Origin of the sequence: Mesorhizobium sp. M0771, assembly GCF_040320155.1 — a bacterium.
GTDB lineage: Bacteria > Pseudomonadota > Alphaproteobacteria > Rhizobiales > Rhizobiaceae > Mesorhizobium.
Window position 1 is genome coordinate 1 of sequence record NZ_JAMYPC010000029.1, and the last position, 25,020, is coordinate 25,020.

The 25,020-nt window shown below is 63.6% G+C and carries 21 protein-coding genes, 1 pseudogene and 1 riboswitch; of the genes and pseudogenes, 10 read left to right on the forward strand and 12 right to left on the reverse strand.

The genetic code is table 11. From position 1 onward, the window contains the following. The 5 genes and pseudogenes from NKI05_RS29050 to NKI05_RS29070 form a co-directional block, all read left to right on the forward strand. Positions 1–234, forward strand: a pseudogene (locus NKI05_RS29050) (S-(hydroxymethyl)glutathione synthase); the annotation flags it as partial. A gap of 64 nt (positions 235–298) precedes the next feature. Then, positions 299–772 (forward strand): YaiI/YqxD family protein, encoded by a 474-nt coding sequence (locus NKI05_RS29055; protein ID WP_023695438.1) that lies wholly within the window; start codon positions 299–301, stop codon positions 770–772. Between the two features lie 21 nt (positions 773–793). Then, positions 794–1,486: a DUF1345 domain-containing protein gene (locus NKI05_RS29060; protein WP_023688301.1), complete on the forward strand. Its 693-nt coding sequence runs from the start codon at positions 794–796 to the stop codon at positions 1,484–1,486. Positions 1,487–1,623: 137 nt separating this feature from the next. After that, entirely contained in the window at positions 1,624–2,499 is an 876-nt protein-coding gene (locus NKI05_RS29065; RefSeq protein ID WP_023815380.1) for a cytochrome b/b6 domain-containing protein, read from the forward strand. A 1-nt stretch (position 2,500) separates the two neighbouring features. Next, the gene (locus NKI05_RS29070; RefSeq protein WP_023815381.1) at positions 2,501–3,292 is read left to right on the forward strand and encodes a molybdopterin-binding protein; all 792 of its coding nucleotides are present in this window, start codon (positions 2,501–2,503) and stop codon (positions 3,290–3,292) included. Between the two features lie 151 nt (positions 3,293–3,443). On the opposite strand, the gene NKI05_RS29075 is transcribed toward NKI05_RS29070, so the two are convergent. Next, positions 3,444–4,445, reverse strand: coding sequence for a hypothetical protein (locus tag NKI05_RS29075; RefSeq protein ID WP_023710640.1), 1,002 nt, complete (start codon positions 4,443–4,445; stop codon positions 3,444–3,446). A gap of 199 nt (positions 4,446–4,644) precedes the next feature. Next, positions 4,645–4,731: riboswitch (glycine riboswitch) on the forward strand. 149 nt (positions 4,732–4,880) lie between these two features. Between NKI05_RS29075 and gcvT the strand changes: the two genes are divergently transcribed. From gcvT to gcvP, 3 genes are read left to right on the forward strand one after another with little or no spacing between them, the layout of a single operon-like run. Further along, a complete protein-coding gene (gene gcvT / locus NKI05_RS29080) occupies positions 4,881–5,981 on the forward strand; it encodes a glycine cleavage system aminomethyltransferase GcvT (protein WP_023815382.1) in 1,101 nt (366 codons plus the stop codon). 5 nt (positions 5,982–5,986) lie between these two features. After that, entirely contained in the window at positions 5,987–6,355 is a 369-nt protein-coding gene (gene gcvH, locus NKI05_RS29085) for a glycine cleavage system protein GcvH (RefSeq protein ID WP_352793826.1), read from the forward strand. Between the two features lie 17 nt (positions 6,356–6,372). Further along, positions 6,373–9,183, forward strand: a complete 2,811-nt coding sequence (gcvP, locus tag NKI05_RS29090; RefSeq protein WP_023708464.1) for an aminomethyl-transferring glycine dehydrogenase — start codon at positions 6,373–6,375, stop codon at positions 9,181–9,183. 12 nt (positions 9,184–9,195) lie between these two features. On the opposite strand, the gene NKI05_RS29095 is transcribed toward gcvP, so the two are convergent. The 10 genes from NKI05_RS29095 to cpaB form a co-directional block, all read right to left on the reverse strand. Then, a complete protein-coding gene (locus NKI05_RS29095) occupies positions 9,196–10,359 on the reverse strand; it encodes a GGDEF domain-containing protein (RefSeq protein ID WP_023704532.1) in 1,164 nt (387 codons plus the stop codon). Between the two features lie 161 nt (positions 10,360–10,520). Beyond that, a complete protein-coding gene (locus tag NKI05_RS29100) occupies positions 10,521–10,967 on the reverse strand; it encodes a hypothetical protein (protein WP_245261158.1) in 447 nt (148 codons plus the stop codon). 157 nt (positions 10,968–11,124) lie between these two features. Continuing rightward, entirely contained in the window at positions 11,125–11,961 is an 837-nt protein-coding gene (locus tag NKI05_RS29105; protein WP_023725708.1) for a PA3715 family protein, read from the reverse strand. 146 nt (positions 11,962–12,107) lie between these two features. Beyond that, positions 12,108–13,073, reverse strand: coding sequence for a type II secretion system F family protein (locus NKI05_RS29110; protein WP_023725707.1), 966 nt, complete (start codon positions 13,071–13,073; stop codon positions 12,108–12,110). A 1-nt stretch (position 13,074) separates the two neighbouring features. Then, positions 13,075–14,040 (reverse strand): type II secretion system F family protein, encoded by a 966-nt coding sequence (locus tag NKI05_RS29115; RefSeq protein WP_352793828.1) that lies wholly within the window; start codon positions 14,038–14,040, stop codon positions 13,075–13,077. A gap of 4 nt (positions 14,041–14,044) precedes the next feature. After that, positions 14,045–15,466 carry a TadA family conjugal transfer-associated ATPase gene (locus NKI05_RS29120; RefSeq protein ID WP_023667600.1) on the reverse strand — a complete coding sequence of 474 codons (1,422 nt, stop codon included), beginning with the start codon at positions 15,464–15,466 and terminating at the stop codon, positions 14,045–14,047. Then, a complete protein-coding gene (locus NKI05_RS29125) occupies positions 15,463–16,677 on the reverse strand; it encodes a CpaE/TadZ family protein (RefSeq protein WP_023667601.1) in 1,215 nt (404 codons plus the stop codon). The genes NKI05_RS29120 and NKI05_RS29125 overlap by 4 nt, the downstream gene beginning before the upstream one ends. Before the next feature lie 45 nt (positions 16,678–16,722). Further along, positions 16,723–16,989 (reverse strand): hypothetical protein, encoded by a 267-nt coding sequence (locus tag NKI05_RS29130; protein WP_023667602.1) that lies wholly within the window; start codon positions 16,987–16,989, stop codon positions 16,723–16,725. A gap of 4 nt (positions 16,990–16,993) precedes the next feature. Next, positions 16,994–18,394 (reverse strand): type II and III secretion system protein family protein, encoded by a 1,401-nt coding sequence (locus NKI05_RS29135; RefSeq protein ID WP_031262407.1) that lies wholly within the window; start codon positions 18,392–18,394, stop codon positions 16,994–16,996. A gap of 78 nt (positions 18,395–18,472) precedes the next feature. Continuing rightward, a complete protein-coding gene (cpaB, locus tag NKI05_RS29140; RefSeq protein WP_023701208.1) occupies positions 18,473–19,378 on the reverse strand; it encodes a Flp pilus assembly protein CpaB in 906 nt (301 codons plus the stop codon). A 257-nt stretch (positions 19,379–19,635) separates the two neighbouring features. Here cpaB and parE point away from each other — a divergent pair, with 257 nt between their 5' ends. Then, complete coding sequence (parE, locus tag NKI05_RS29145) at positions 19,636–21,690, forward strand: DNA topoisomerase IV subunit B (RefSeq protein ID WP_023667605.1); 2,055 nt, start codon at positions 19,636–19,638, stop codon at positions 21,688–21,690. A 102-nt stretch (positions 21,691–21,792) separates the two neighbouring features. Further along, positions 21,793–23,859 carry an FUSC family protein gene (locus tag NKI05_RS29150; RefSeq protein WP_023815385.1) on the forward strand — a complete coding sequence of 689 codons (2,067 nt, stop codon included), beginning with the start codon at positions 21,793–21,795 and terminating at the stop codon, positions 23,857–23,859. A 4-nt stretch (positions 23,860–23,863) separates the two neighbouring features. Here the strand turns inward: NKI05_RS29150 and NKI05_RS29155 are convergent, their stop codons facing one another. Continuing rightward, a complete protein-coding gene (locus NKI05_RS29155) occupies positions 23,864–24,985 on the reverse strand; it encodes a DUF2336 domain-containing protein (protein WP_023815386.1) in 1,122 nt (373 codons plus the stop codon). Between the last annotated feature and the right edge of the window lie 35 nt (positions 24,986–25,020).

Genomic DNA, 25,020 nt, shown 5'->3' on the forward strand with positions numbered 1-25,020 from the left:
AAGGGTCTGTCCTTCATCCATCCCGAGCGCTTCCAGGAAGACGGCTGGTCACCGCCGGGCTTCACCGCTTTCGTTTCGTCGATCATCGAATCCGGTGTCGACCCCAAGCGCATGGACGGCATTCGCGGCCAGTTGAAGTCGATGGGCCTCGAGCCCTATGACTGTCTCAATCCCGGCCTGATGGATTACATAGCCACCTGGACGGCGAAGAAGTCGGGCGCGCTGCCGGCCTGACGGTACGAGATTTCTGGCATGGGGCCGGGTAACATGCCGGCCCCATGTCCGTTTTGGAGAGATAATGCCCGCACCCGCCATCTACGTCGACGCCGACGCCTGCCCGGTGAAAGCCGAGGTCGAGAAGGTCGCCGAGCGCCATGGTGTCGTCGTCACCTACGTCTCCAATGGCGGGCTGCGTCCGTCGCGCGATCCGATGATTCGCAACGTCGTCGTCTCTAAAAGCGCCGATGCCGCTGACGATTGGATCGTCGAGAACGCAAAACCCAACGACATCGTGATCACCGCCGACATCCCGCTTGCCGCTCGCACCGTGGCGCTCGGCGCGCATGTGCTTGGGCCAACCGGCAGGCCGTTCACGCCGGAGACCATCGGCATGGCGGTTGCAATGCGCGATTTGAAGCAGCATCTGCGCGAAACCGGCGAGAGCAAGGGCTACAATGCCAGCTTTGCGCCACAGGATCGCTCGCGTTTCCTGGGTGAGCTCGACCGTATCTTGCGGCGGGCTCTGAAATCCGTCACACCCGACCAGACGTGAAGCATCATCCGAGGTCGGGCTATGGCCGACACATCGCCGAATAACCCCTTGCAGCGGCACAAGCAGTTCTTTGTGTCGCTAGCCGTCGGTCTGGTCGTATTTGCCGCGGTATTGCCTTTGATTGGATCGCTCCCCGTCTCCACGCGGCTTGCCTATTCGATCTCGATTGCCGCCGATTCCTTCTTCGTCGTCTTCATCGCGCTCGTCATCGCCAAGATGCCGCTGCTGTCCGGCCGCTATCTCAGCAAGAACGCGCGCGAACTGGACCTCCCAGTGCTGGGCATCTTTGCCATCACGCTCGGCATCGTCGCCATGGCCATTGTCCTGCTGTTCCTTTTGATCAATCACAAGGATCGCGACCCCATCGAACTCGGCTTCGCCATGCTGTCGATCCCGCTTGGCTGGTTCACCATCCATGCCATGGCCGCCCTCCACTATGCGCATGTCTACTGGATGGACGGCGACGCGATCGATGCCGAAACCAAGAAGAAGATACCGGTCGGCGGCCTCGATTTTCCCGGCAGCAAACGGCCGGACGGTTGGGACTTTCTCTATTTCGCGACGGTGATCGGCATGACCGCGCAGACCGCCGACACCGCGATCACGACCTCGCATATGCGCCGCGTGGTGCTTGTCCATTCGATCCTGTCGTTCTTCTTCAACGCCGTCATCGTCGCCGCCGTCGTCAATCTCGCGGTGAGCCTCGGCAATTGAGTATCCGTGCCCGCGATAAACCCGTGCCCGTAATAAAAACGTGACCGCATGAAACATCGCTTTCGATAGCGACGTATTGGGAGGACAAAGGACGAGCGCGGCCATCCCAGGATCGCGCAGCCGGAGGCGAGGAAAAGATGGAAACCATTACCGTGAGTCAGCCCGGCGCAGGCGTCGATGCCGCCTCAACGAAGGATGCGACGCTGATCTACCGGCAATCGCGCTGGACCCGCCTGACGCACTGGCTGTGGGCGATCTCGCTGTTCTTCATGCTTTTGTCCGGCCTGCAGATCTTCAATGCCCGGCCGCAGCTCTACATCGGCAAGCAATCCGGCTTCGAGTACAAAAACACCGTCTTTGCCATCGGCGCCGAAAACACCGCCACCGGCCCGCGCGGCTATACCGAAATGTTCGGCCATCGCTTCGACACCACAGGCGTGCTCGGCTGGTCGGGCCCGGCCGGGCAGCAAACGTCGCGTGCCTTCCCGTCCTGGGCGACAATCCCGTCCTATTACGATCTCGGCACCGCCCGCGTCGTGCATTTCTTCTTCGCCTGGATACTGACAACCACCTTGGTCGTCTGGCTGGTCGCCAGCCTGGTCAACGGCCATCTGCGCCGCGATCTGGCGCCGCGCCTTGACGATCTCAAGCGGCTGCCGCAGGACATCATCGAGCACGCCAAGCTCAGGTTCCACCACACACGCGAATACAACACGCTGCAGAAAATGGCCTATGGCGGCGTACTGTTCGTGCTGTTGCCACTCATGATCATCACCGGCCTTGCCATGTCGCCGAGCATGAACTCGGTGCTGCCCTGGCTCAACGAACTGCTCGGCGGAAGGCAGACGGCGCGCACCATCCATTTCACGGTGATGGTGCTGCTGGTCGGCTTTTTCATCGTCCATATAATGATGATCCTCGCCGCCGGCCCGATCAACGAACTGCGCTCGATCATCACCGGCTGGTACCGCACCGATCCGCCAAGGCATGGCGACACCGAGAGGAGTGCGTGAGATGGCCAAATTCCAGATCAGCCGCCGAAAGTTCCTGACGGGCGCCGGCCTCGGCGTTTCCGGCATCATGTTGTCGGGCTGCGATGCCTTCGACAGCCAGCTCGGCATGGGCGATGGCCTGCGCAGTTGCCTCGAAAACGCCAATGGCCTGACCTACCGCGCGCAACGCTGGCTTGCCGGCCGCGATGCTCTGGCGCCGGAATTCACCGAGGCCGACATCCGCCAGCCGCAGCGGCCGAACGGCGTCACCGCGCCCGAGGATGACACCTACAAGGGCCTGCTCGCCAACAATTTCGCCGACTGGCGGCTGGAGGTAACGGGCCTGATCGAAAAGCCGCTGTCGCTCAGCCGCGAGCAGTTGGAGAACATGCCGAGCCGCACGCAGATCACCCGCCACGACTGTGTCGAAGGCTGGAGCTGCATCGCCAAATGGACCGGCACCCCGCTGTCGCTGGTGCTCGACCTGGCTGTGGTCAAGCCGCAGGCCCGCTATGTCATGTTCCACTGCCTCGATACGATCGATCGCAGCCTCTCCGGGGAAATCAAATATTACGGCACCATCGACCTGATCGATGCCCGCCACCCGCAGACGATCCTCGCCTACGGCCTCAACGGCAAGCCGCTGCCGGTCGAAAACGGCGCGCCGCTGCGCGTGCGCGTCGAACGACAGCTCGGCTACAAGATGCCGAAGTATCTCTACAAGATCGAGCTCGTCGACAGTTTTGCCAATATCGGCGGCGGCCGCGGCGGCTATTGGGAAGACAATGGCTATGACTGGTATGGCGGGATTTGATGGCCTCGCATTCTGACCGAGCACGATCTGACTCCGACCGAACCGAGCTTGCCTGAGGAAGCCGGTTTCGAGCGCGTGGCCGAACTTGGCGATTGGCCTGAAGACACTCCAATATCGTCCTCTGCAAAACGGTCGCAGAAAACGGCGCGGCTTAAGCAACCTTGTCGAGCAGTGGCTTGAGCGCCGGATGTATCTCCGGCGAGGCGAGTTTGATCAGCGTCAGCAGCGCGCGTTCATTGTCACGCAGCGGGCGGTCGGTGCCGATGCGATCGGCCAGCCATTTCGCCTCGCTGGCGTCGATCGTCTCGGCGCGGCGCGCGAGTGCCTCGGCGGCACGGTTCTTCGACTCCCATTCGGCCTCGATATCGCCGGGCGAACGATAGGCTTCCATGATGCCGGCCAGTCCGCCCGACACCATGCGGCTGAAGAAGCCACCAATTTCGGGCTCGACCTGGTCCAAGAAACTGTCACGACGCAGCGCCACATCGCGCGTCGGCGCTTCGTAGCCGGCCGAACACATGACGAAATTGGCGAGCGCCTTGACGAACAGGTCGTTCCAGGACGGGTCGTTGTGGGCCGCTGCGGTCTGCTCGTTGATCTGGAACAGCACCTCGGCCTCAACCCGTGTGATGGCGATGTTTCCGTCGCCGCCATAGGCATGGAGAATGCGGCGCAACAGATCGACCTCTGCCTTGGCGACCAGCCCGGGAACCAGCGCGCCGCCGAGCATCAGTGGTCCCTTGCCGTCGACCACCGCGTTGGCGACCTGCTCGAGCGCATAGGCGGAGAGCCGGCCGGGCGATGATTTCGCCCTTTCCAGCACATGCACCAGCAGCTCCAGTTCGGTCACACTGTCGACCATTCCGTCGCGCGAGATGGTCTGGATCAGCCAACCGGCATTGTCTTCAGAGATATAGCCTGCCGGCTTTTCCTGGTGGACGATGTAGTCGGTAACGGCCTCGACGAAGAATTCAGGCCATTGCGGGCATTTGTCCGTCGCTGTCGCATCGAGCGCGAACAGTGCTTCAGCCTCGCCGCGCGTCACCACGCCGTCGGCGAACACTTCGCGACGCAGCATGACGACATCTTCCGCCGTGATGCGGTCCTTCGAGGCCAGCCCCGCCACCGGCGCGCTCCCGATCCGTTCGCCCATCTGTCAATCCCCATCCGCCGTGCCCAACGCAATTGCCGGCCAAACCGTCAGCCCAGAATATCGCCATTGTCTTGAAAAACCGGCAAACGGCGTGGTTAGCGAAGACTGTAAAGACGACGCGCTTTACGTGTCGCTGGCAGGTGACAAGGTGTCGCCGACAAGCTATGGATGGCGCGTCGAGGGCTTAAGTTTTGAGTCCTACCTGTTTGCGGGAGAGAGCAGCGCGAGCTGCCGCCGAAGGGGAAATCGCCCGAAATCTCTCAGGCAAAAGAACCGTAGACGGGAAAGACACTCTGGAAAGTCGGGGCTTGCCCCCGCGCCGAAGGTGTAAGCGTCGCCGACAGAGTTCCGGTTGCGCGAGTCTCTCAGGCTTCAGACAGAGGGGCACGGACTGGTCGCCAGCAGCGGCCGATTGCGTGCGACTCTGGAGATGACATGACGGGCGACGACACGAAACACCTTCCTCTCGAAGATCTGCACACCGCCGCCGGCGCACGCTTTGGCGCCTTTGCGGGCTGGTCGATGCCGCTGACCTATCCGGCCGGCGTGATGAAGGAGCACCTTCACACCCGCGAACATGCCGGCCTGTTCGACATTTCGCATATGAAGCTGTTCGAGATCAGCGGACCGGGCGCTGCGGCACTGCTCAACCTCGCCAGTCCGCTCGATGCCGGCGCGCTTGAGATTTCACAGTCCAAATATACCTTCTTCCTCAACGAGGCCGCCGGGATCATCGACGATCTGATCGTCACCCGGCTCGGCGCCGAGCGCTTCATGGTGGTCGCCAACGCCGGGAATGCGGTCGAGGACGAGAAGCATTTGCGTGCGCTGGCGACCGATTTCGACGTGAAGGTCGATGCGCTCGATCGCGTCTTCCTGGCGATCCAGGGGCCCGAAGCCTGGGCTGCCTTGTCCCGCGCCGGCATCGAGACCGGCTCGCTCTTGTTCATGCATGGCATCGAGCCGAAGCAAAACTGGTTCATGAGCCGCTCCGGCTACACCGGCGAGGACGGCTTCGAGATCGGCCTGCCGGAGGCGGATGCGCGCGCTCTGGTCACGAAACTGCTCGAGGACGAGCGTGTGTTGTGGATCGGCCTTGCTGCCCGCGACTCGCTGCGGTTGGAGGCCGGCCTGTGCCTGCACGGCCAGGACATCACGCCGGAGATCGATCCGGCGAGTGCCGGCCTGATGTGGGCGATCCCCAAAGATCTCCGCGCCGGCGGGTCCTTCATCGGCGCCGATGCGCTGCGGTCCATCCTGGAGCGCGGGCCGTCGCAAAAGCGCGTCGGCCTGAAGCCGGACGGCCGCCAGCCGGTGCGCGCCGGCGCTGCTTTGTTCGATGCCGACGGCGATCCGGCCGGCTACGTGACATCAGGCGGCTTCGGCCCGTCGGTCGGCCATCCCGTCGCCATGGGCTATGTGTCAACGGCCTTGGCCAAGCCGGGCACGAAACTGTTCGCCGACGTTCGCGGGACCAAAATCCCGGTCGATATCAGTTCCTTGCCCTTCACTCCTCATCGCTACCGCAAAGGATAATTCCGATGGCAAAAACCTATTTCACACAAGATCACGAATGGCTGAGCGTCGAGGGAGGCATCGCCACCGTCGGGATAACCGACTATGCGCAGGAACAGCTTGGCGCTCTCGTCTTCGTCGAACTGCCTCAAATCGGCACCAAACTCAGTAAGGGCGACACCGCCGTGGTCGTCGAATCCGTCAAGGCGGCATCCGATGTTTATGCGCCGGTTGATGGCGAGATCACCGACGCCAACGGCGCGCTGTCCTCGGACCCGTCGCTGGTCAACTCCGCTGCGACCGGCGACGGCTGGCTGTGGAAGATGAAGCTCGCCGACGAAGGCCAACTCGCAGGCCTCATGAATGAGGCCGCCTACAAAGCCCATATCGGTTGACATCAGGACCTATTGCCATGAGCGCAGCACTTACCCCCTTCTCGGCCCGCCACATCGGTCCTGATGTAAACGACGTCAGAGCCATGCTTGCCGTGATCGGCGTTCCCTCCGTCGAGACGCTGATCAGCCAGGCCGTGCCGCAGTCGATCCGCCTCGATCTGCCGCTAGCCCTTCCCGCGCCGGCGAGCGAAGCCGAAGCGCTGGCCGAATTGTCGGCGATCATGGCAAAAAACAGGGTGCTGAAGAGCTTCATCGGCGCCGGCTATCACGGCGTCCATGTGCCGCCGGTCATCCAGCGCAACCTGTTCGAGAACCCGGCCTGGTACACCGCCTATACGCCCTACCAGGCCGAGATCAGCCAGGGCCGCCTGGAAATGCTGTTCAACTTCCAGACCTTGGTCACCGAATTGACCGGCCTGCCGGTGGCTTCGGCCTCCCTGCTCGACGAAGCGACGGCGGTGGCCGAAGCGGTCGGCATCGCGCTGCGCCATCACCGCGACAAGCGCACCAAGGTGGCGCTGGCCGGCACGCCGCATCCGCAGACGCTGGACGTCGTGCGCACCCGGGCCGAGCCGCTCGGCATCGAGATCGATGGCGAGACCATCGACGACAACACCGCCGCCCTGCTGGTCTCCTGGCCGGACACGTTTGGCGTCTATGGCGACCACAAGGCGGCGATCGAGAAGGCTCGCGCCACCGGCGCCGTGGTCGTCTTCATCGCCGATCCGCTTGCGCTCACGCTGACCGAAGCGCCGGCCAGGCTTGGCGCCGACATCGCCGTCGGCCCGATGCAGCGCTTTGGCGTGCCGATGGGCTTTGGCGGCCCGCACGCCGCCTATTGCGCCGTCTCCGACAAGCTGACCCGGCTGATGCCCGGCCGCCTCGTCGGCCAGTCGATCGACAGCAAGGGCCGTCCCGGCTATCGCCTCGCCCTGCAGACGCGCGAACAGCATATCCGCCGCGACAAGGCGACCTCCAACATCTGCACCGCGCAGGCGCTGCTTGCCAACATGGCGACCGCATACGCGATCTGGCACGGGCCTACTGGTTTGCAGGCGATCGCAGCCCGAATTCATGAGCTCGCCAACGGCCTCGCAGCAGGCCTGAAAACCGCTGGTGTTTCCGTGCTCGGCTCAAGCCGTTTCGACACGGTGACGGCCGAAGTGAAGGGCAAGGCAGCTTCGATCGCCGCTGCCGCTGAAAAAGGTGGCCGGCTGCTGCGCGTCATCGATGCCGACCGCATCAGCATCGCCTTCGACGAAACCTCGACCGAGGCGGATCTCGAGGCTATCGCCGCCCTGTTCGGCGCCAAGTCCGGCGCTACTGAGGCCGGCGCGATGCCCGGCAAGCCGCGCGGCAAGGAGTTTCTGACCCAGCCGGTTTTCCGCGAAAACCACTCCGAGACCGACATGATGCGCCTGCTGCGCAGGCTAGCCGACAAGGATTTGGCGCTCGACCGCACCATGATCCCGTTGGGCTCCTGCACCATGAAGCTCAACGCGGCGGCCGAAATGATGCCGGTCAGCTGGCCTGTTGTCGCCAACCTCCATCCCTTCGCGCCGGCCAGCCATTCGGCCGGCTATCGCGCCATGGTCGGCGAGCTGGAAGGCTGGCTGGCGGAGATCACCGGCTTCGACGCCGTCAGCCTGCAGCCCAATGCCGGCAGCCAAGGCGAATATGCCGGCCTGCTCGCCATCCGCGCCTATCACCGTTCGCGTGGCGAAGGCCATCGCACCATCTGCCTGATCCCCCAGTCCGCGCATGGCACCAATCCGGCGAGTGCGGCGATGGCCGGCATGAGCGTCGTCGTCGTGCGTTGCCTGGAGGACGGCAATATCGACATGGACGATATGCGGGCCAAGGCCAACGAGCATTCGAAGAATCTCGCAGCCCTGATGTTCACCTATCCCTCGACGCACGGCGTCTACGAGGAAGGCGCGCGCCACCTGTGCGCTCTCATTCACGAGCATGGCGGCCAGGTCTATTTCGACGGCGCCAACCTTAACGCCCTGGTTGCTTTGGCGCGGCCCGCCGATATCGGCGCCGATGTCTGCCACATGAACCTGCACAAGACCTTCTGCATCCCGCATGGCGGCGGCGGTCCGGGCGTCGGTCCGATCGGCGTCAGGGCGCATCTGAAACCCTATCTGCCGGGTCATGTCACCGAAGGTTCGGCGCATGCCGTGTCCGCTGCCCCGTTCGGCAGCGCTTCCATCCTGCCGATCACCTGGATGTACATCCGCATGATGGGCGCCGCCGGCCTGAAGCAGGCGACGGAGACGGCGATCATCTCGGCCAATTATGTGGCGACGCGGCTCGCGCCGCACTTCCCGCTTCTCTACAAGGGCAGGCACGATCGCATCGCGCATGAATGCATCCTCGACACGCGCGTCCTCAAGGAGAGCGCCGGCATCAGCGTCGATGATATCGCCAAGCGGCTGATCGACTACGGCTTTCACGCGCCGACCATGTCGTTCCCTGTCGCCGGCACGCTGATGGTCGAGCCCACAGAGTCCGAGCCCAAGCGCGAACTCGACCGGTTCTGCGAGGCGATGATTGCCATCGCCGGCGAGGCAGCGAAAGTGGCGAAGGGCGAATGGCCGCTCGAGGACAACCCGCTGGTCAATGCCCCGCACACGGCGGCCGAAACCCTTGCCGGCCAGTGGACTCACCCCTATTCGCGGCTGGAAGCGGCCTACCCCGCTGGCGATGTCGATACGGCGGCCAAATACTGGCCGCCGGTCTCGCGCATCGACAATGTCGCCGGCGACCGCAACCTCGTCTGCTCCTGCCCGCCGTTGTCGGAATATCTCGGCGCCGCCGAATAACACTCTGGCCTGTCAGGCTGAACGCAAGGCCGGTCCGTCGGCCTTGCCGTTGAGGACAAGCACGCGATTTCGCCCGTCGTTCTTGGCCGCGTAGAGCGCCCGGTCGGCCTCGGCCAGCACTTCATCCAGGCTGCTGCCGTCTTCCTTGCCAAAGCCAATGCCGCCGCTGACGCTGCTGCGCAACGGCCCGCGCGGCGTCGGCACCACTTCCGTGCCGAAGGCGACGCCGATCCTGCTGGCGAGATCGTAGGCCTTGTCTTCGGTCATCCGAGACATGACCAACGCGAACTCCTCGCCGCCCAGCCGGAAGGCGTCGACGCCAACCCTGTCATACTTCTTGATGACTGCGGCGAAACGGCAAAGCACCCGGTCGCCGACGGGATGGCCATAGATGTCGTTGGTCCGCTTGAAGTGGTCGAGGTCGAACATGGCGACCGACATGAACGGGCCGAAGACGCGCTCGCCATAAAGCGAGTTCAAAGCCCGCCGGTTCATGAGACCGGTCAACGGGTCGGTCAAGGTCTCGGCCTTCAGTTCGATCTGTGCCTGCAGATGATGCAGCGACAGCGTCAGCGCGCCGAGCGCCGTCATGCAGGCGACTGCCACGACCGAATTCAACCGCTCGGCCCAATTGTCGGGTGCGACGCCGAGCACCCACTGGCCCTTGACCAGAAGCACGGCGCCGCAGAGCCCGAAGGATACGCCGCAGACGCCGCTTAGCGCCGAAACGACCAGCAGAATGCCGCGATCCTGACTGCCCTTGATCCAGAACATCACCCCGATCGAGGCGAGCAGCACTGTTACCGTCGTATAGGTGAGGATGAAGCCGACACCATCGAAACCGAGATAGGTCACGCCGGCGCAGACAGCCATCGCAAGCATGGCCGGCAGGACAGCGCGGCTGTAATTTCGCACACCAAGATATTGCATGGCCGAAAGTGAAAGCGCCAGGAAACCGAGGCTGAGCAGCGCCAGCGCCGCCTGGCAAAGCAAGGGACTGGGCTCCCTCGTGTAGCGCCAGAAGACGATGACGTGGGCGACAAGGACGAGAATGCCGCACGCCACCGTCAGCACGAAGCGTGCACGCGGCGCCGTGAACCAGATCACAAACATGGTGACGCTCAGGCATGTGCCCGACAGCGCAGCCGCCAGCAATAGCGAACTGAAATCCAGCATGGATGAGCGGCAACCTTTGGGATCTTCGATTTGTGGCGCATCATAGGCATGCAACCGGCCGGAGATACCGTTTTCGGCCGGTTTTCAAAGCAACCTGCCGACAGGGTTTACAAAGCATCGACTGCCGTCCCGCGAAGCTCGGCACGCGAGTGTCCCTAGTCTCAGCCCTTGTTGAGCAGCGCCAGATTGGCGTTGATCACGCTCGGGTCGGCCATGCCGGCCCTTGCTTCCATGAGCAGCGCTCTCGCCTTGTTCTTGTTGCCGCGCAGCAGCTGCGAATAGCCCATATTGTTGACAATCTGCGGCTTGCGCCCGGCAACCTTCAAAAGCTGGTCGTAGGCGCGGTCGGCGAAGTCGAAGCGGCCGAGTTCGTCATAGGAGGCGGCAAGCCCCATCCATCCCTCGGCACTGTCGGCCTTCAGTTCCACGGCCTTGCGGAAATGCTGTTCGGCAAGGCCGTAATTGGCCTCGCGGAACTGCGCCTTGCCTTGCGCAAGGTCGGAGGTGCTGACGTCTTTTGCCACCGGTTGGATCGATGTGGTCTTGGTTTTGTCGACGTTGTCGGTCGTGCAGCCGCCGACCATCAAGACGGCCGCTAGCGCGGCCATTACCGTGAAACTTCTGTGACGCATGCCCCTGGCCCCAATCGCCCGATTTACCGGGTCGTTCTCTGAGGAAGCAGACTACAACAGGGCGATTAAACTTCAGTGCGGAAACGCGCCTAAAATTTGGTTTCGGGCACAGAAGCCATTAACCAACCGAAGCCTATTCCGGCTCCAGCGCCTTGAGCCCCGCCGGAAACTGATAGCGCCTGCCGTCGTAGCGCAGCCGGTAGGTTCGTTTCATGGACCTGCCGGGATGGGACTGGCACTCGCCATTCTTGTCGACAGACGGATTGTCGGTGTCCAACCGCTCGAACACTGTGATGTCGTGATAGCCGTGATGTCTCGCCGGGCTCATCGCCAGGCTGACCCGGTTGGATTGAAAGGATCCTGCGCAATTGGTGTCGCCTTCGCCGCCAAAGCCGGCCACGATGATGCCGTCGAGCACCAGGCGCAGAGCACCGCCGTCAAGGGCATAGAGCCGCAGGTCGGTTTCACTGTAAGGATTCGGCTGCGAATGGTTTGCCATGTCGATGCGCAGGCCGAAGGCGCTGACATCGGGCGCCAATCTGTAGCGCCCGGTATCGAAGTCGATCTCGCGGATGCCGACGGCATCATCGGTCATCAGCCCGGGCTGGAGCAGGCGCTGGCGCACCTGCCGGGTCTTCCTGTCGACGACCAGAAGCTCGACATCGCCGAAATGCCCGTCGTCGCTGGATTGGGAGCTGTCGATCAGCGGCACGGCGACCAACAACAGGTCGTCATGGGCGGGCCAGATCTTGCAGACCACGCCGAATGGCGCATCGCCATCCCAAAGCGTCTGGGCGATGCTGGTATGAGGTTCGAGCGTGAAGGAGGCGCCATCGGCACTCTTTTGGGCCTTGGGATATGCCTGCTGCACCAGAGCGGCAGAGTCGCCGCAATCGTCGGCCGCGGCCGAGGCCGGCGACAGACTGGCCGCGGCGAGGCCGAGGAAGGCGGTGCACAAGACTATTCGCATGGACGGCTCACTCATTTTGCTTTTTGCGGACTTTGCCGAAGGAGAGCGGCCAAACCGGCCGGATATGACATCCAGGCGAAGCGTAGTTGAAGTGAGTAACCGCAGAAAGCCGCCGGGCGGCCACTTGGTATCTACTGCCTTGCTATCTACTGAACCGCCGTCATTTTGACGATGATCGGGATGACGGCGATCATCAGCACCACCGGCAGGATGCACACCACCACCGGCACCGACATCTTGGCCGGCAAGGCATGTGCCTTCTCCTCGGCCAACGACATGCGCTTGTGGCGCATTTCGTCAGAGAACACGCGCAGCGCCCCGGCGAGGCTGGTGCCGAGTTCCTTCGACTGCTGCAAGAGCGTGGCGAAGGAGCGCACCTCGTCCAGGCTGAGGCGGTCGGCGAGCGCCTTCAATGCATCGTCGAGGCTGCGGCCGGCCCTGAGTTCCAGCGACACCAGCTGCAGGTTTTGGCTCAGCGACGGATAGGTCTTGGCCAGTTCCTTCGAGACGCGCTCGATGCCGGCCTCCATGCTCATGCCGGCATCGGAGCAGACGATCATCAAATCCATGAAGTCGGGAAAGCCGTTGCGGTATTCGCGCATCTTTTCCCGCACCTTTTGGCTGAGCACCAGGCCGGGCACGAAATAGCCGGCGGCTCCCGACAGGATGATGAAGGTCCAGCGGCTGGTCGCGGTGGAATCGGCGCTGCCCATCCAATGGTTGACCAGGAACGCGCCGATCGCTGCGCCCACCAGGCAGGCGAAGCGGATCAGGAAGAATGTGCCGACCGCGCGCGGCTCCATATAGCCCGCCTGGATCAGCTTCATACGCAGCCGGGCGACATTTTCCGGATCGCTCTTGGCGTAGAATTCCTGCGCCCGCTTCACCGCCTTCTCGCGCACGACGCTCTGGTTCTTCTTCGGCGCCACCTCGGCCTGTTGGGGAGTCTTGCTGTCGTCGATCTTGAGCCGGCGCTTGAGATCGTTGCGGTCGCCTTTGGCCACCACCAGCGGCCATGCCACCGCGCTGCCGCCCAATGCCAGCAGCATCGCGGCTACCGGCATCAGCGACGTCGGCGCCAGCGAGGCAAGAAACTGGATCACCTGCTCCATCTCAGAACCGGAAGTTCGACATCTTGAACATGATGATGTTGCCCAGCATCAGCCATGTCACCGAACCGCCCAGCAGATACCAGGTCTTCGGCACATCCCAGACGCTTTGATAAAATTGCGGCATCATCACCATGATGGCGGCGAACAGCAGCGCCGGCACCGCCGTCAGGATATAGGCCGACATACGACCCTCGGTCGAAATGGCGCGCACCTTGCGGCGCAGCTTGCCGCGTTCGCGGATCGTCGTCGACAGCCCGTCGAGGATCTCGCGCAGATTGCCGCCCGAACTCGTCTGGATGGAAACCGCGGTGACGAACAGCGGCAGATCCTCCTGGCCGACGCGATCAAACAGTGAATTCAACGCCGAAACCAGGTCGGAACCATAAGTCACCTCGTCGGAGATAACGCCGAATTCGGTGCCGATCGGATCGGGCATCTCGCGCGACACCATGGAGATCGCCACCGGAACCGGATGCCCGGCCTTCAAGCCGCGCGTGATCAATTCCAGCGCCTCCGGCAACTGCACGCCGAAACGCTTCACCCGCCGGGCACGCTTGGAACGCAGCACAATTACCGGCAGCAGCGCTGTCAGCACCACAAACAGCAAAATGGCGAGCAACAGCGGCAGGCCGTACCAGAGCGCGACGAGCATCATCGCCAGCGCCACGCCCGTCGTCATCGTCAGGAATTTCGGCAAGGGCATCACCATGCCAGACTGCGTGCGCAGCGCGCGAAAACGGTCGGGCGAGAAGAATGACGTGCCGGAATCGAGGCCGCGTTCCTTGCGCAGCTGGATCAGCACCTGTTCCTGGCTGATCCTGTTTTCCTGCAGCTTCATGCGCCGGTTGATAGCCAGGCGCTTGTCGCTGCGGCCGGCATAGAGCAGATAGCAGCCTTCGGCGATCATGATGCCGGTCAGCGCTGCCGCGGCATAAACGACATAGATCGGGCTGAAATTCTCGAACACCCGGCTACTCCTGCGGCCGGCCGGGTTCGAAATATTTGCCGGGGAATTCAATGCCCATATTGCGCAGGTCCTCGAGGAAACGCGGGCGAATGCCGGTCGCCTCGTAGTGACCGAGGATCTTGCCGTCGGCCTCCATGCCAGTGCGCACGAAGCGGAATATCTCCTGCATCTGGATGACGTCCCCTTCCATGCCGGTCACCTCGGCGACGCTGGTCACCTTGCGCTTGCCGTCCGACAGTCGCGTCAGCTGGACGATAAGGTCGAGCGCGCTGGCGATCTGACTGCGGATCGACTGCACCGTCATCGGCATGCCGGTCATGCCCAGCATCTGCTCGAGGCGTGAAATGGCGTCGCGCGGCGTGTTGGCGTGGATGGTCGCCATCGAGCCTTCATGTCCGGTGTTCATCGCCTGCAGCATGTCGAAGGCCTCCTCGCCGCGGCACTCGCCGAGGATGACGCGGTCGGGGCGCATGCGCAGCGCGTTCTTGACCAGGTCGCGCTGCTTCAGCTCGCCATGACCTTCGATGTTGGCGGGGCGCGTTTCCATGCGCGCGACATGCGGCTGCTGCAGCTGCAGTTCGGCCGCGTCCTCGATGGTGATCAGCCGTTCGTCTTCCGGAATGAAGGCCGACAATGCGTTGAGCATCGTCGTCTTGCCGGTGCCGGTACCGCCCGAGATGATGGTCGTTTTGCGGGCGTGGACTGCAGCCGCCAGCACCTCGGCCATGTTCTGGGTGATGGCGCCGAACTCGACCAGCTTGTGCAGGCCGAGCTTGTTCTTTGAAAACTTGCGGATCGACACCAGCGGCCCGTCGACGGCGACCGGGCGAATGGCGGCGTTGAAGCGCGAGCCGTCGAGCATGCGGGCATCGACCATCGGTTGCGATTCGTCGACCCGGCGGCCGACGGCGGCGACGATCTTGTTGACGATGCGCAACAGGTGCGCCTCGTCCTTGAACGGGATATGGACCTGCTGCAGCTTGCCCCGCTTTTCGACGAAGCAGTTCTGGTGGCCGTTGATCAGGATATCGTTGATGTCGGGATCCTTGAGCAGCGGTTCCAGCGGCCCGAGGCCGACCATCTCATCGACGATGTCGTCGACCAGTGCTTCAAGTTCGACGGTGTTGATCGCCATACGCTCCTGGCGGGTCTTTTCCGACACGAACTCCTGCACCTGCCGGCGCATCTCATCCTTGGGCAGGCGCTCCAGCGCGACCAGGTTGATTTCCTCGAGCAGCAGTCGGTGGATGCGCACGCGGGCATCGAGCACCTTGTTGGCGCTTTTTCCCGGTGTTGTCTCCGGCTTCGGCGGCAAGGCCTTGCGGTTCGTCGGGATGACCACGGCGTGATGCGCGACCGGCGCCGCCTCGGCCGGCTTCAGCGCGCGGACGTCACGGTTCTGCAGGGTCGAGAAGCGGCTGGTCATCCGGCTTTCCTCTTCAGGAGGCCCCTGCCGATGCCGAACAGCGAGCGCGATTTCTCCGGCGTCACCACGGCTTCTTCCGGCAGGATGATCCTCTTCAGATCGTTGACGACGTTGGCGTTCGGGTCGATCTCATGCAGCGGCACGCCGCGGTCGACCGCTTCACGCACAAGCCGGTAATTGTTGGAGATGCCGCCGACGAAATGCTCGCCCAGGATTTCCTGGACATCCGCCTGCTTGATGCCGTTGTCGAACATCTTCTGCTCGAAACGATTGACGATGACGTTCGGCTTCACTTCCTTGCCGGCCGTCTCGTAGACCGCCTGGATCAGCCGCTGCGTGTGGCGCAGGCATGGCACCGTCATTTCGGCGACGATGTAGAGCTTGTTGGAGCCGAGCAGCACCGTCTCCGTCCACGGAAACCAGGTGCGCGGCATGTCGATGACGACGTTATCGAAATAGGCCGAGACGAGATCGAGCATGCGCACCACGACATCGGTCTTGAACGAGCGCATTTCCGACGGATGCGTTGGCGCCGCCAGCACGCAGAGCCCGCTCGCATGCTTGGACAGCATCACATCCAGCAGCTGACGGTCGAGGCGCTCGGGCTGGTTCTCGATTTCGGTGATGTCGAAGCGCGGCTCGAGGTCGAGATATTCGGCGCAGGCGCCTTGCTGGAAATTGAGGTCGACCACGCAGGTCGACGCGCCGCGCGTCACCGAATGATGCAGCTGGAAGGCGGTCTGCAGCGCCAGCGTCGTGGTGCCGACGCCGCCGGCGGCCGGCATGAAGGTATAGATCTGCGACTCGGTGTTTTCCTCGCGCCCCGGCCCTTGCAGCGCGCGCACGACCGACCGCACCAGATCGGCGGTGGTGATCGGCTTGACCAGGAAATCGGCGACCTGGAGCTGCACCAGGATACGCACTGCGGCTGCGTTGAATTCCTGGGTGACGACGACCACCGGAACGCGGCCTTCAAGCCGGCGCATGATGCGCTGCAGCGACTCGATCTCTTCCAGCTTTGCCGCATCCATGTCGACGATGAGCGCGCCGAAATCGGCTTCCTGGACCTCGCCGCGCAGTTCGGTAATGTTCTTCTCGACGGTCGAAAGCTGGATCACCTCCGAGGCCGCGAACGCGGTGCGCGTATCCTGCGCAAAGGTCCGGTCGCTAGACACCAGCAGGATCTTCTTGGTCTTGATGCCGCTTGCCATTTTGTCAGCCTGTCAGGTCATTCCCGGTCAAATCACCGGGGCAAATCAATCGGTTGTCGCTGTCGGTTGCACGGCCTTGGCAGCAGCAGCCTGGTCGGCGGCGTTGACTGCCGCCTCACTGCGCTGCGCCGGCACCAGCAGCCTGGTGTTCTGGACGCCGTATTTCCAGGGATCGACCATCTGCATGGCCGTATTGGCGGCCTGTGCGTTGCCGGCGGCAATCGTCGGTCCCTCGGAGCGGACATAGTCGTCGCTGGTGCAGCCGCCGGCGAGGCCGGCGATCAGCAGGGCGATGCATGATTCCACGCGCATGGCTTCAATCCTTCGGCAGGTCGAGGAAATGCCCGACGGTGGTGACCGCGGCCGGCTGTGGCGTACTGCCGCTGGCCATTGCCACTGCACGATTGGCTTCGGACGATTTCACTTCCTCGGTGTTGTTGAGGAAATAGTCGACATTGCTGGCCGGCTGCGTGCCGTCGGTCGGCTCGAGCAGCTTCTTCGACGGATCGACCGGCTTGACCAGATAGGGGGTGACGATGATCACCAGATCGGTCTCGCGCCGCTGATAGGATTTGGAGGAGAACAGCGAGCCGAGCACCGGCAGCTTGCCGAGGCCGGGTAGACGCGATGTGGTAATGTCGTTCTGTGACTGCAGCAGGCCGGCGATCATGAAGCTCTGGCCATTCTTCAGGTCGACGGATGTTTTGGCGCGGCGCACGATAAAGCCCGGGACCGAGATATTGCCGATATTGTAGGAGGCCGAAGCGTCGATCGAGGACACTTCCGGCGCGATGTCGAGGCTCACCAGCCCGTCCTTGAGAACCGTCGGCGTGAAGTCGAGGCTGACGCCGTATTTCTTGTAGCTGACGGAAATCTTGCCATTGTCCTCGGAGACCGGGATCGGGAACTCGCCGCCGGCGAGGAAGCTTGCCGTCTGGCCCGAGCGGGCGATCAGGTTCGGCTCGGCCAGCCGCCTGGCGAGACCACGTTCCTCCAGCGCCTTGATGGCGACGTCGATCGACAGGCCGTTGGACAGCAGCCGGCCGATGATCTCGCCATTGCCGGCTCCCGGCACCGTGCCAGGATCGAGGGTGACGTCGCGCCCGCCAATGCCGTAAGCGAAATTGGCGCTGTATTTGGCGCCGAGATCCTGTCCGGCCTGGCGATTGATCTCGACGAAGCGGACGTTGAGCTGAACCTGCTGCGAGGACGAGATGTTGACCGAATTGATCACTTCTTCATTGCCGGAGAAGCGGCTGGCGATCTTGCTTGCCTTCTCGGCGGCGACCGCGTCATCGGCCTCGCCCGACAGCACGACGCGGCCATTGGCCGAGCCGACCTTGATCTTGGCGTCCGGCACGCTGGCGCGAATGGTGCTGGCCAGCTGGTCGGTGTCCAGCGTCACCTCGATGTCGACGGTGCCGACCAACTGCTTGTTCTCGTCGAACAGCGCGATGCCGGTGGTGCCGAGATTGTTGCCCAGCACATAGAAGGATTTGTCGGTCAGCGGATTGACGTTGGCGATCTCCGGATCGCCGATGACGATCTGGTAGAAGGCGGCATTGGTCATGACCGTCTTCGGCTTGCCCTTGGCTACCTTGATCGACGCATTCGTTGTGGACGAGACATGGACGATATCGTTGTCGGCCTTGGCTGGCGCACTGAGGCCGAGCATTGCGGCCGCGGCCAGGCAAGCCCCCACCGCAAGCGCCCGCATTGGGCGCAGCCCTTTCGTAGTTCGAAATGCATGAAGTCCCGACATCTGTCCCGTCCCTCGCCCGGTCCCCACCGGCAGTTATTGCTGGTCCCGCGCAGGAACCTGGTATTCTTCGACCTGCGTGCCGCGCGTCACGATGATCGTCTTGAATTTCGGCTTCTCAGGCTCCTTGGTCGCGGCAGTGAACAGCGCGCCGGCAGCGGCCTGGACGCCGGAGGCGACCGATCCGCCGAAGGACGAGATGGTGGTGACGCCGTCCTTGGCGGCCCCTCCGTCTGCGGCCGAGCGGAGCGACAGCGACAAGGTGCCGACGGTGCGGGCAAGCGCCACTTTCTGCGCGCCTTCGGTCGTCACCTCGATGGTGACGGAATTGGCGATCTGCGGTGCGGTCTGGCGCTCGTCGGCGCCCTGCCCCACGGTCAGCACCTTGGCGTCGGAGACGACAATCTCGGAGGTAACGGTCGATCCGGCAGCGCCCTGTGCGTTCTTGGCCACTTCCTGGATTTCGCCCGCATCGCGTGTCAGCACCACGTCGACCCGGTCGCCCGGCATGACGAAGCCGCCGACACCGGCGATCTCGTCGGTGCGGATTGTCACCGCCCGCATGCCGGGCGTCATCATGTTTGATAGCGTCGCGCGGCCGTTCGGCCCCGACAATTTGCTGATCAGCACCGGCTCGTTGACCTCGATCGGCGACAATACCACGCGGCTGCCTTCGGCGAGCAATGCATTGACTGTGGTGAACGCGCCCTGCGGCACCGAATCCTCGGACCATGGGATTTCGCTGAGCTGCGCCCGGTCAAGCTCCATGCCGTAACGCAGCGGCGCGTTGGCCACCACTATGGTCTTGAAGACGACCTTGGGGACGGCGGGCGCCGGGATCGACGCCGTTTTCTCTTCGGCATCGGCCTTGGCCTGGCTTTTCACCCAGAAATCCGCGGCAAAGATTGAAATCGCGCCGAAGACGGCAGCGATGCCAATCATCGTTATGGCCTTGCCCCTCACAACCAACCCCTGACATTCGTGGTCTTTTGTTTTGTTGAGGCGACGCTAGGCCGCTTTGTTAAAGATTCAGGAATCGCGGCCGCTCTCGCTGGACCTATTTCCGCCGGCTTGGTTATCGAAAGGTTTTAGGATAAGAAGGGTTTAATCCCCGAACGTAACAGGAACTTCCGTCGCTTGGCGCCGAAAAGCGTGGCAGTATCGACGGGTGATTCGCGGCACCGGATTCTATGGCAGGCATGGACGACAACAACGATCTTTTCGGCAATCTGGAAAAGCAGCCCCAATCGGCTCGGACACCGGCGCGGCCGGCCGACCCGCTGCTGCAGGCCACGAAACGTTCCGTTGCGACCAAGGACGGCAGCGAGGGCTATAGTGCCGCCGACATCGAGGTGCTGGAGGGGCTGGAGCCGGTGCGGCGCCGTCCCGGCATGTATATTGGCGGCACCGACGACAAGGCGATGCACCATCTGTTTGCCGAGGTCATCGATAATTCGATGGACGAGGCGGTCGCCGGCCATGCCACCTTCATCGATGTCGAGCTGTCGGCCGACGGGTTTCTGACCGTCACCGACAATGGCCGCGGCATTCCGGTCGATCCGCATCCGAAATTCAAGAAACCGGCGCTCGAAGTCATCATGACGACGCTGCATTCGGGCGGCAAGTTCGATAGCAAGGTCTATGAGACCTCCGGCGGTCTGCACGGTGTCGGCGTCTCGGTCGTCAATGCGCTGTCGGACCATCTCGAAGTCGAGGTCGCGCGCGGTCGCCAGCTTTACCGCCAAAGGTTCTCGCGCGGCGTTCCGGTGAGCGGGCTGGAGCAGCTCGGCGAAGTGCACAACCGGCGCGGCACCAAAATCCGCTTCCATCCCGACGAGCAGATTTTCGGCAAGGGCGCCGCCTTCGAGCCGGCGCGGCTCTATCGCATGACCCGCTCGAAAGCCTATCTGTTCGGCGGCGTCGAGATCCGCTGGAGCTGCGACCCATCGCTGATCAAGGAAAAGGACCAGACGCCGGCCAAGGCGGAGTTCCATTTCCCCGGCGGCTTGAAGGACTATCTCAAGGCATCGCTCGGCGATGATTTCCAGGTGACCCGCGAAATCTTCGCCGGCAAGAGCGAGAAGCAGGGCGGCCACGGTTCGCTGGAATGGGCGGTGACCTGGTTCGGCGGTGACGGCTTCGTCAACTCCTACTGCAACACCATCCCGACCGGCGAAGGCGGCACGCATGAGGCCGGCTTTCGCAATGTGCTGACGCGCGGGCTTCGGGCCTATGCCGACCTGGTCGGCAACAAGCGCGCCTCGATCGTCACCTCCGAAGACGTGATGATCTCGGCGGCAGGCATGCTGTCGGTGTTTATTCGCGAGCCGGAATTCGTCGGCCAGACCAAGGACAGGCTGGCAACGATCGAAGCCATTCGCATTGTCGAGACCGCCATCCGCGATCCCTTCGACCACTGGCTGGCCGACAATCCGCAGGAAGCCTCCAAGCTGCTGGAATGGGTGATTGCGCGCGCCGACGAGCGGGTGCGCCGGCGCCAGGAAAAGGAAGTGTCGCGCAAGAGCGCGGTGCGCAAGCTGCGCCTTCCCGGCAAGCTCGCCGACTGCACGCAGAATGCCGCCGCGGGCGCCGAACTGTTCATCGTCGAAGGCGACTCGGCCGGCGGCTCGGCCAAGCAGGCGCGCGACCGCGCCAGCCAGGCGGTGCTGCCGCTGCGCGGAAAAATCCTCAACGTCGCCAGCGCCGGCAACGACAAGCTAGCCGCCAACCAGCAGATTTCGGACCTGATTCAGGCGCTCGGCTGCGGCACGCGCTCGAAATACCGCGACGAGGATTTGCGCTACGACCGCGTGATCATCATGACCGACGCCGACGTCGACGGCGCTCACATAGCCTCGCTGCTGATCACCTTCTTCTACCAGGAAATGCCGAATCTGGTGAATGGCGGCCATCTCTATCTGGCGGTGCCGCCGCTCTATTCGATCCGGCAAGGCGGCAAGGTTGCCTATGCCAGGGACGATGCGCACAAGGACGAGCTGTTGCGCACCGAATTCACCGGCCGCGCCAAGGTCGAGATCGGCCGCTTCAAGGGCCTGGGCGAGATGATGGCCGCGCAGCTCAAGGAAACCACCATGGACCCGAGGAAGCGCACGCTGCTCAGGGTCGATGTCATCGACGCCGTGGCCGCGACCAAGGATGCTGTCGACGCGCTGATGGGCACCAAGCCGGAAGCCCGCTTCCGCTTCATCCAGGAACGCGCCGAATTCGCCGCGACGGAAGTGCTGGATATCTGAGCGCTGGCCAACTCTTCGTTTTGACGCAGTTCCGGGCGGAAAACCGTTTCACACTTTTCCTGGAACTGCTCTAGCCTGCGCTTCCGATACGGAGACCAGCTTATGATCTGGGCGCGGCTGAAGAGCTACTTCGAAACCAGTTTGGCGGGCCTGACGCAGCCGACGCGCTCGGATTGGATTTTCGCCCTGCGCACGGTTTCGGCCGGTCTGATCGCGCTTCTCGCTGCTTACGCGCTAAAACTCGACCACCCGCAATGGGCGATGATGACGGTCTTCATCGTCGCCCAGCCGGTCGCCGGCATGGTGCTGGCGAAAGGTTTTTACCGGCTGCTCGGCACGCTGGCCGGTGGACTTGCGGCGATCGGCATCACCTCGGTTTTCGGCACCAATCCCTGGCTGCTGGTCACGGCGCTGTCCGTCTGGATTGGGCTGTGCACGCTGGTTTCGTCGCTGCTGCGCAATCCGGAAGCCTATGGCGCCGCACTTGCCGGCTATACCGCGATGATCATTGGGCTGCCGGCTTTCGGCCAGCCGCATGTGATCGTCGATCTCGCTGTCGCGCGCTGCGCCGAGATCGTGCTCGGCATCGTCTGCGCCGGCCTGACCAGCCGGCTGATCCTGCCCAAGCTGGCCGCTGACGCCATCATCTCCAGGCTGAAGCGCAGCATCCTCGACCTTGCAACCTATGCGGGCGGCGCTTTTTCCGGCGGCGACCCGGCGAGACTGGCCGGCCTGCACGGCAAGCTGATCACGGACGCCCAGATGCTGGCCGAGATGCGCACCTATGCCCGGCTCGAAGCCCCGAGCTTCGCCACCCGCGCCCATCCGGTCCGCCTCACCATCGGTCAGCTTCTGTCGGCGCTGTCGGCGGCACGCGCGCTGCATTCTCACGCCGCGCCGAAAAACGCAGCGCTCATTCCGGTGCGCTCGGAACTGCAGTCGCTGGTCAGCGAACTGGCAGCCACGCCCGAGGCGCTGGAGGACACGTCGCCCTGGGTGACGCGGCTCGACGCGATTGCCGGCAAGGCCCGGCAAATGCCCGATGCCTCGACCGATCAGGACGACAGGGTCGGCACCATCACGCGCCTCACCATCGCCGCCGATTTCGCCGAAGCCTTCAAGCAGGTGCTGCGCGGCCTCGACGCCCTGCGCGCACCGGTGACGCGCCCGAGCCGGAGCAACAGGCAGCTGCCTGCGCTGGTGGTGCATCGCGATTATCCCGGGGCTTCGCGCAATGCCATACGCGCCGCCCTTGCCACGCTGGCGGTCGCCGCCTTCTGGCTGACGACGAAATGGTCCGACGCGGCCGGCACCGTTATCCTCGTTGCGGTCGTCTCCAGTCTTTTCGCCGCGCGGCCTGACCCGGTGCGGGTGTCCTGGGGCTTCTTCAAGGGTACGCTGCTGGCTTTGCCCTTTGCCTTCCTTGTTGGCCAGGTCGCGCTGCCTGCTTTGCCCGGCTTCGGCTGGTTCACGCTGTTTGTCGTGCCGATCCTGGTACCGACGGCGCTGGGCATGGCCAATCCGCGCACCGTCGGCGTGGCGACGGCCTTTGCAATCAATTTCCTCGCCTTCCTCAGCCCGCATCAGGCGATGGCCTATGCACCAGGCCCGTTCTTCGCCGGCTCGGCGTCGGTGCTGGTCGGCATCCTGCTGGCTATCTGCGTCTTCATCGTGGTGCTGCCGGTGGATCCATGGCGCGCGGCCAACCGCATCGTGCGCGCCATGCGCGAGGATCTGGCGCGGCTGTGCCTGCATGAGCGGGTGCCGCGGCGTTCGGCCTTCGAGAGTCTGGCCTATGACCGCATCAACCAGCTGATGCCGCTCTTGCAAAATGCCGGCAGGAAAGGCGATGCGATTCTGGGCGGCGGGGTCGCCGCCGTTACCGTCGGCCTTGAAATCCTGCGTCTGCGCGCCGCGCAGCAGAGCCCGTCCACTCCTTCCGACACCGCGCTCTCGATCGCCAATTTCCTGCGCGGCCTGGCGCGTGAACTGCTCTTTCGCGCACCAGGCGAGCCCCAGACGGCGACCATCACTGTGGCCCGGCAATATGCAGCCGGCCTCTCAGAGCGCAGCGGTAGTGCCGACACGCTGCAGATCGCAGCCTCGCTGCGCATCATCGCCGCCGCGATCGAGGATTTCCCGGATTTCTTCACCAGGGACCGTGGCTAGGGCGTCAGGCCGCGGCTATCGCCAGCGCATGCCCGCGCGCGTTTTCCCGCAGCGCGTCGAGATGGATCGACTTGACCAGGCCGGCGAGATCGCCCTCAGTGGATTGACCTCCGAGTTCCTTCAGCATCAGCCAGCTGACTTCCTGCACGCCGGCGAGGCGCTTGCCGTTGGCGACTTCGCGCCAGATCTTGAGCGCGCGCAGGATGATGCCATGGGTGGAAGCGGCAAGGCCGGCGCTGCGGAACAGCGCCTGCAACGCAACGTCCTGGCCGCCGGCGAGCAAGGCCCGCACCCGCTGCTCCGACTGCTGGCTGAGCGCAACCAGGGCCGAGCCGAAAAAGTCGACCTTGCCGTGGGCAATGGCACGGATGATGAAACTTGCGGTCAGGTCGCCGCGCAGGCGCAGATGTTCGATAAGTGCCGCATGTTCCTCCGCGCGCGTGCCTTCGACCAGCCGCACCGAAGCCTTGACGCAAGCATCGCGCGTGACGCGCTCGGCTCTGGCCGCCCCCATCAGCGCCATCACCAGCGGCGAAGCCTTCAGCGTTTCGCCGAGCTTGACCAGCAGCATGTGCCGGCAGTCGGCCGGCAGCCGCACATCCCTGACCATTGCCTCGCGCAAATGAGCGATATGGCCATGCCGCTCGGCCATGCGGCGGAAGCTGAGCGACGCGATATCGGCGCCGTCATTGGCGAGCAGCGCCGCACACGCTTCCGGTTCGCCGATCTCGGCGATCGCCGCGGCAACCGCCATCGAAACGACCGGCCGGTCGGCGATCAGTTTTTGCGTCGCCTTGTGCCCGGCCGCGACGCGGTCGATCAGGTCGGCGTCCGTCAGCAGCGGGGAGCGCGCCAGCACCAGGGCTGCCACTTCCGGCTGATCGGAGGCAAGCGCGCTGATGATCTGCAGCGGCGCGTGATGGCTCATCGACAGCGCTTCGGCCATAGCCAGCCGCACCTTCGACGAGGCGTCGTCGAGCAGCAGCGTCAGCGCCGCTTCGGCCGCGCAACGGTCTTCGAAAGGCAGGTCGGAATTGACGTAGGCGCGGGCCAGCGCGCTCGCCGCCGCGGCGCGCTCCGAAACTCTCGCGGTGTAGATCCATTTGAGAAAATGCGAGACAACCATACTGCCTGCTACGCCCCTTGCCGGAAAGCTTCCGG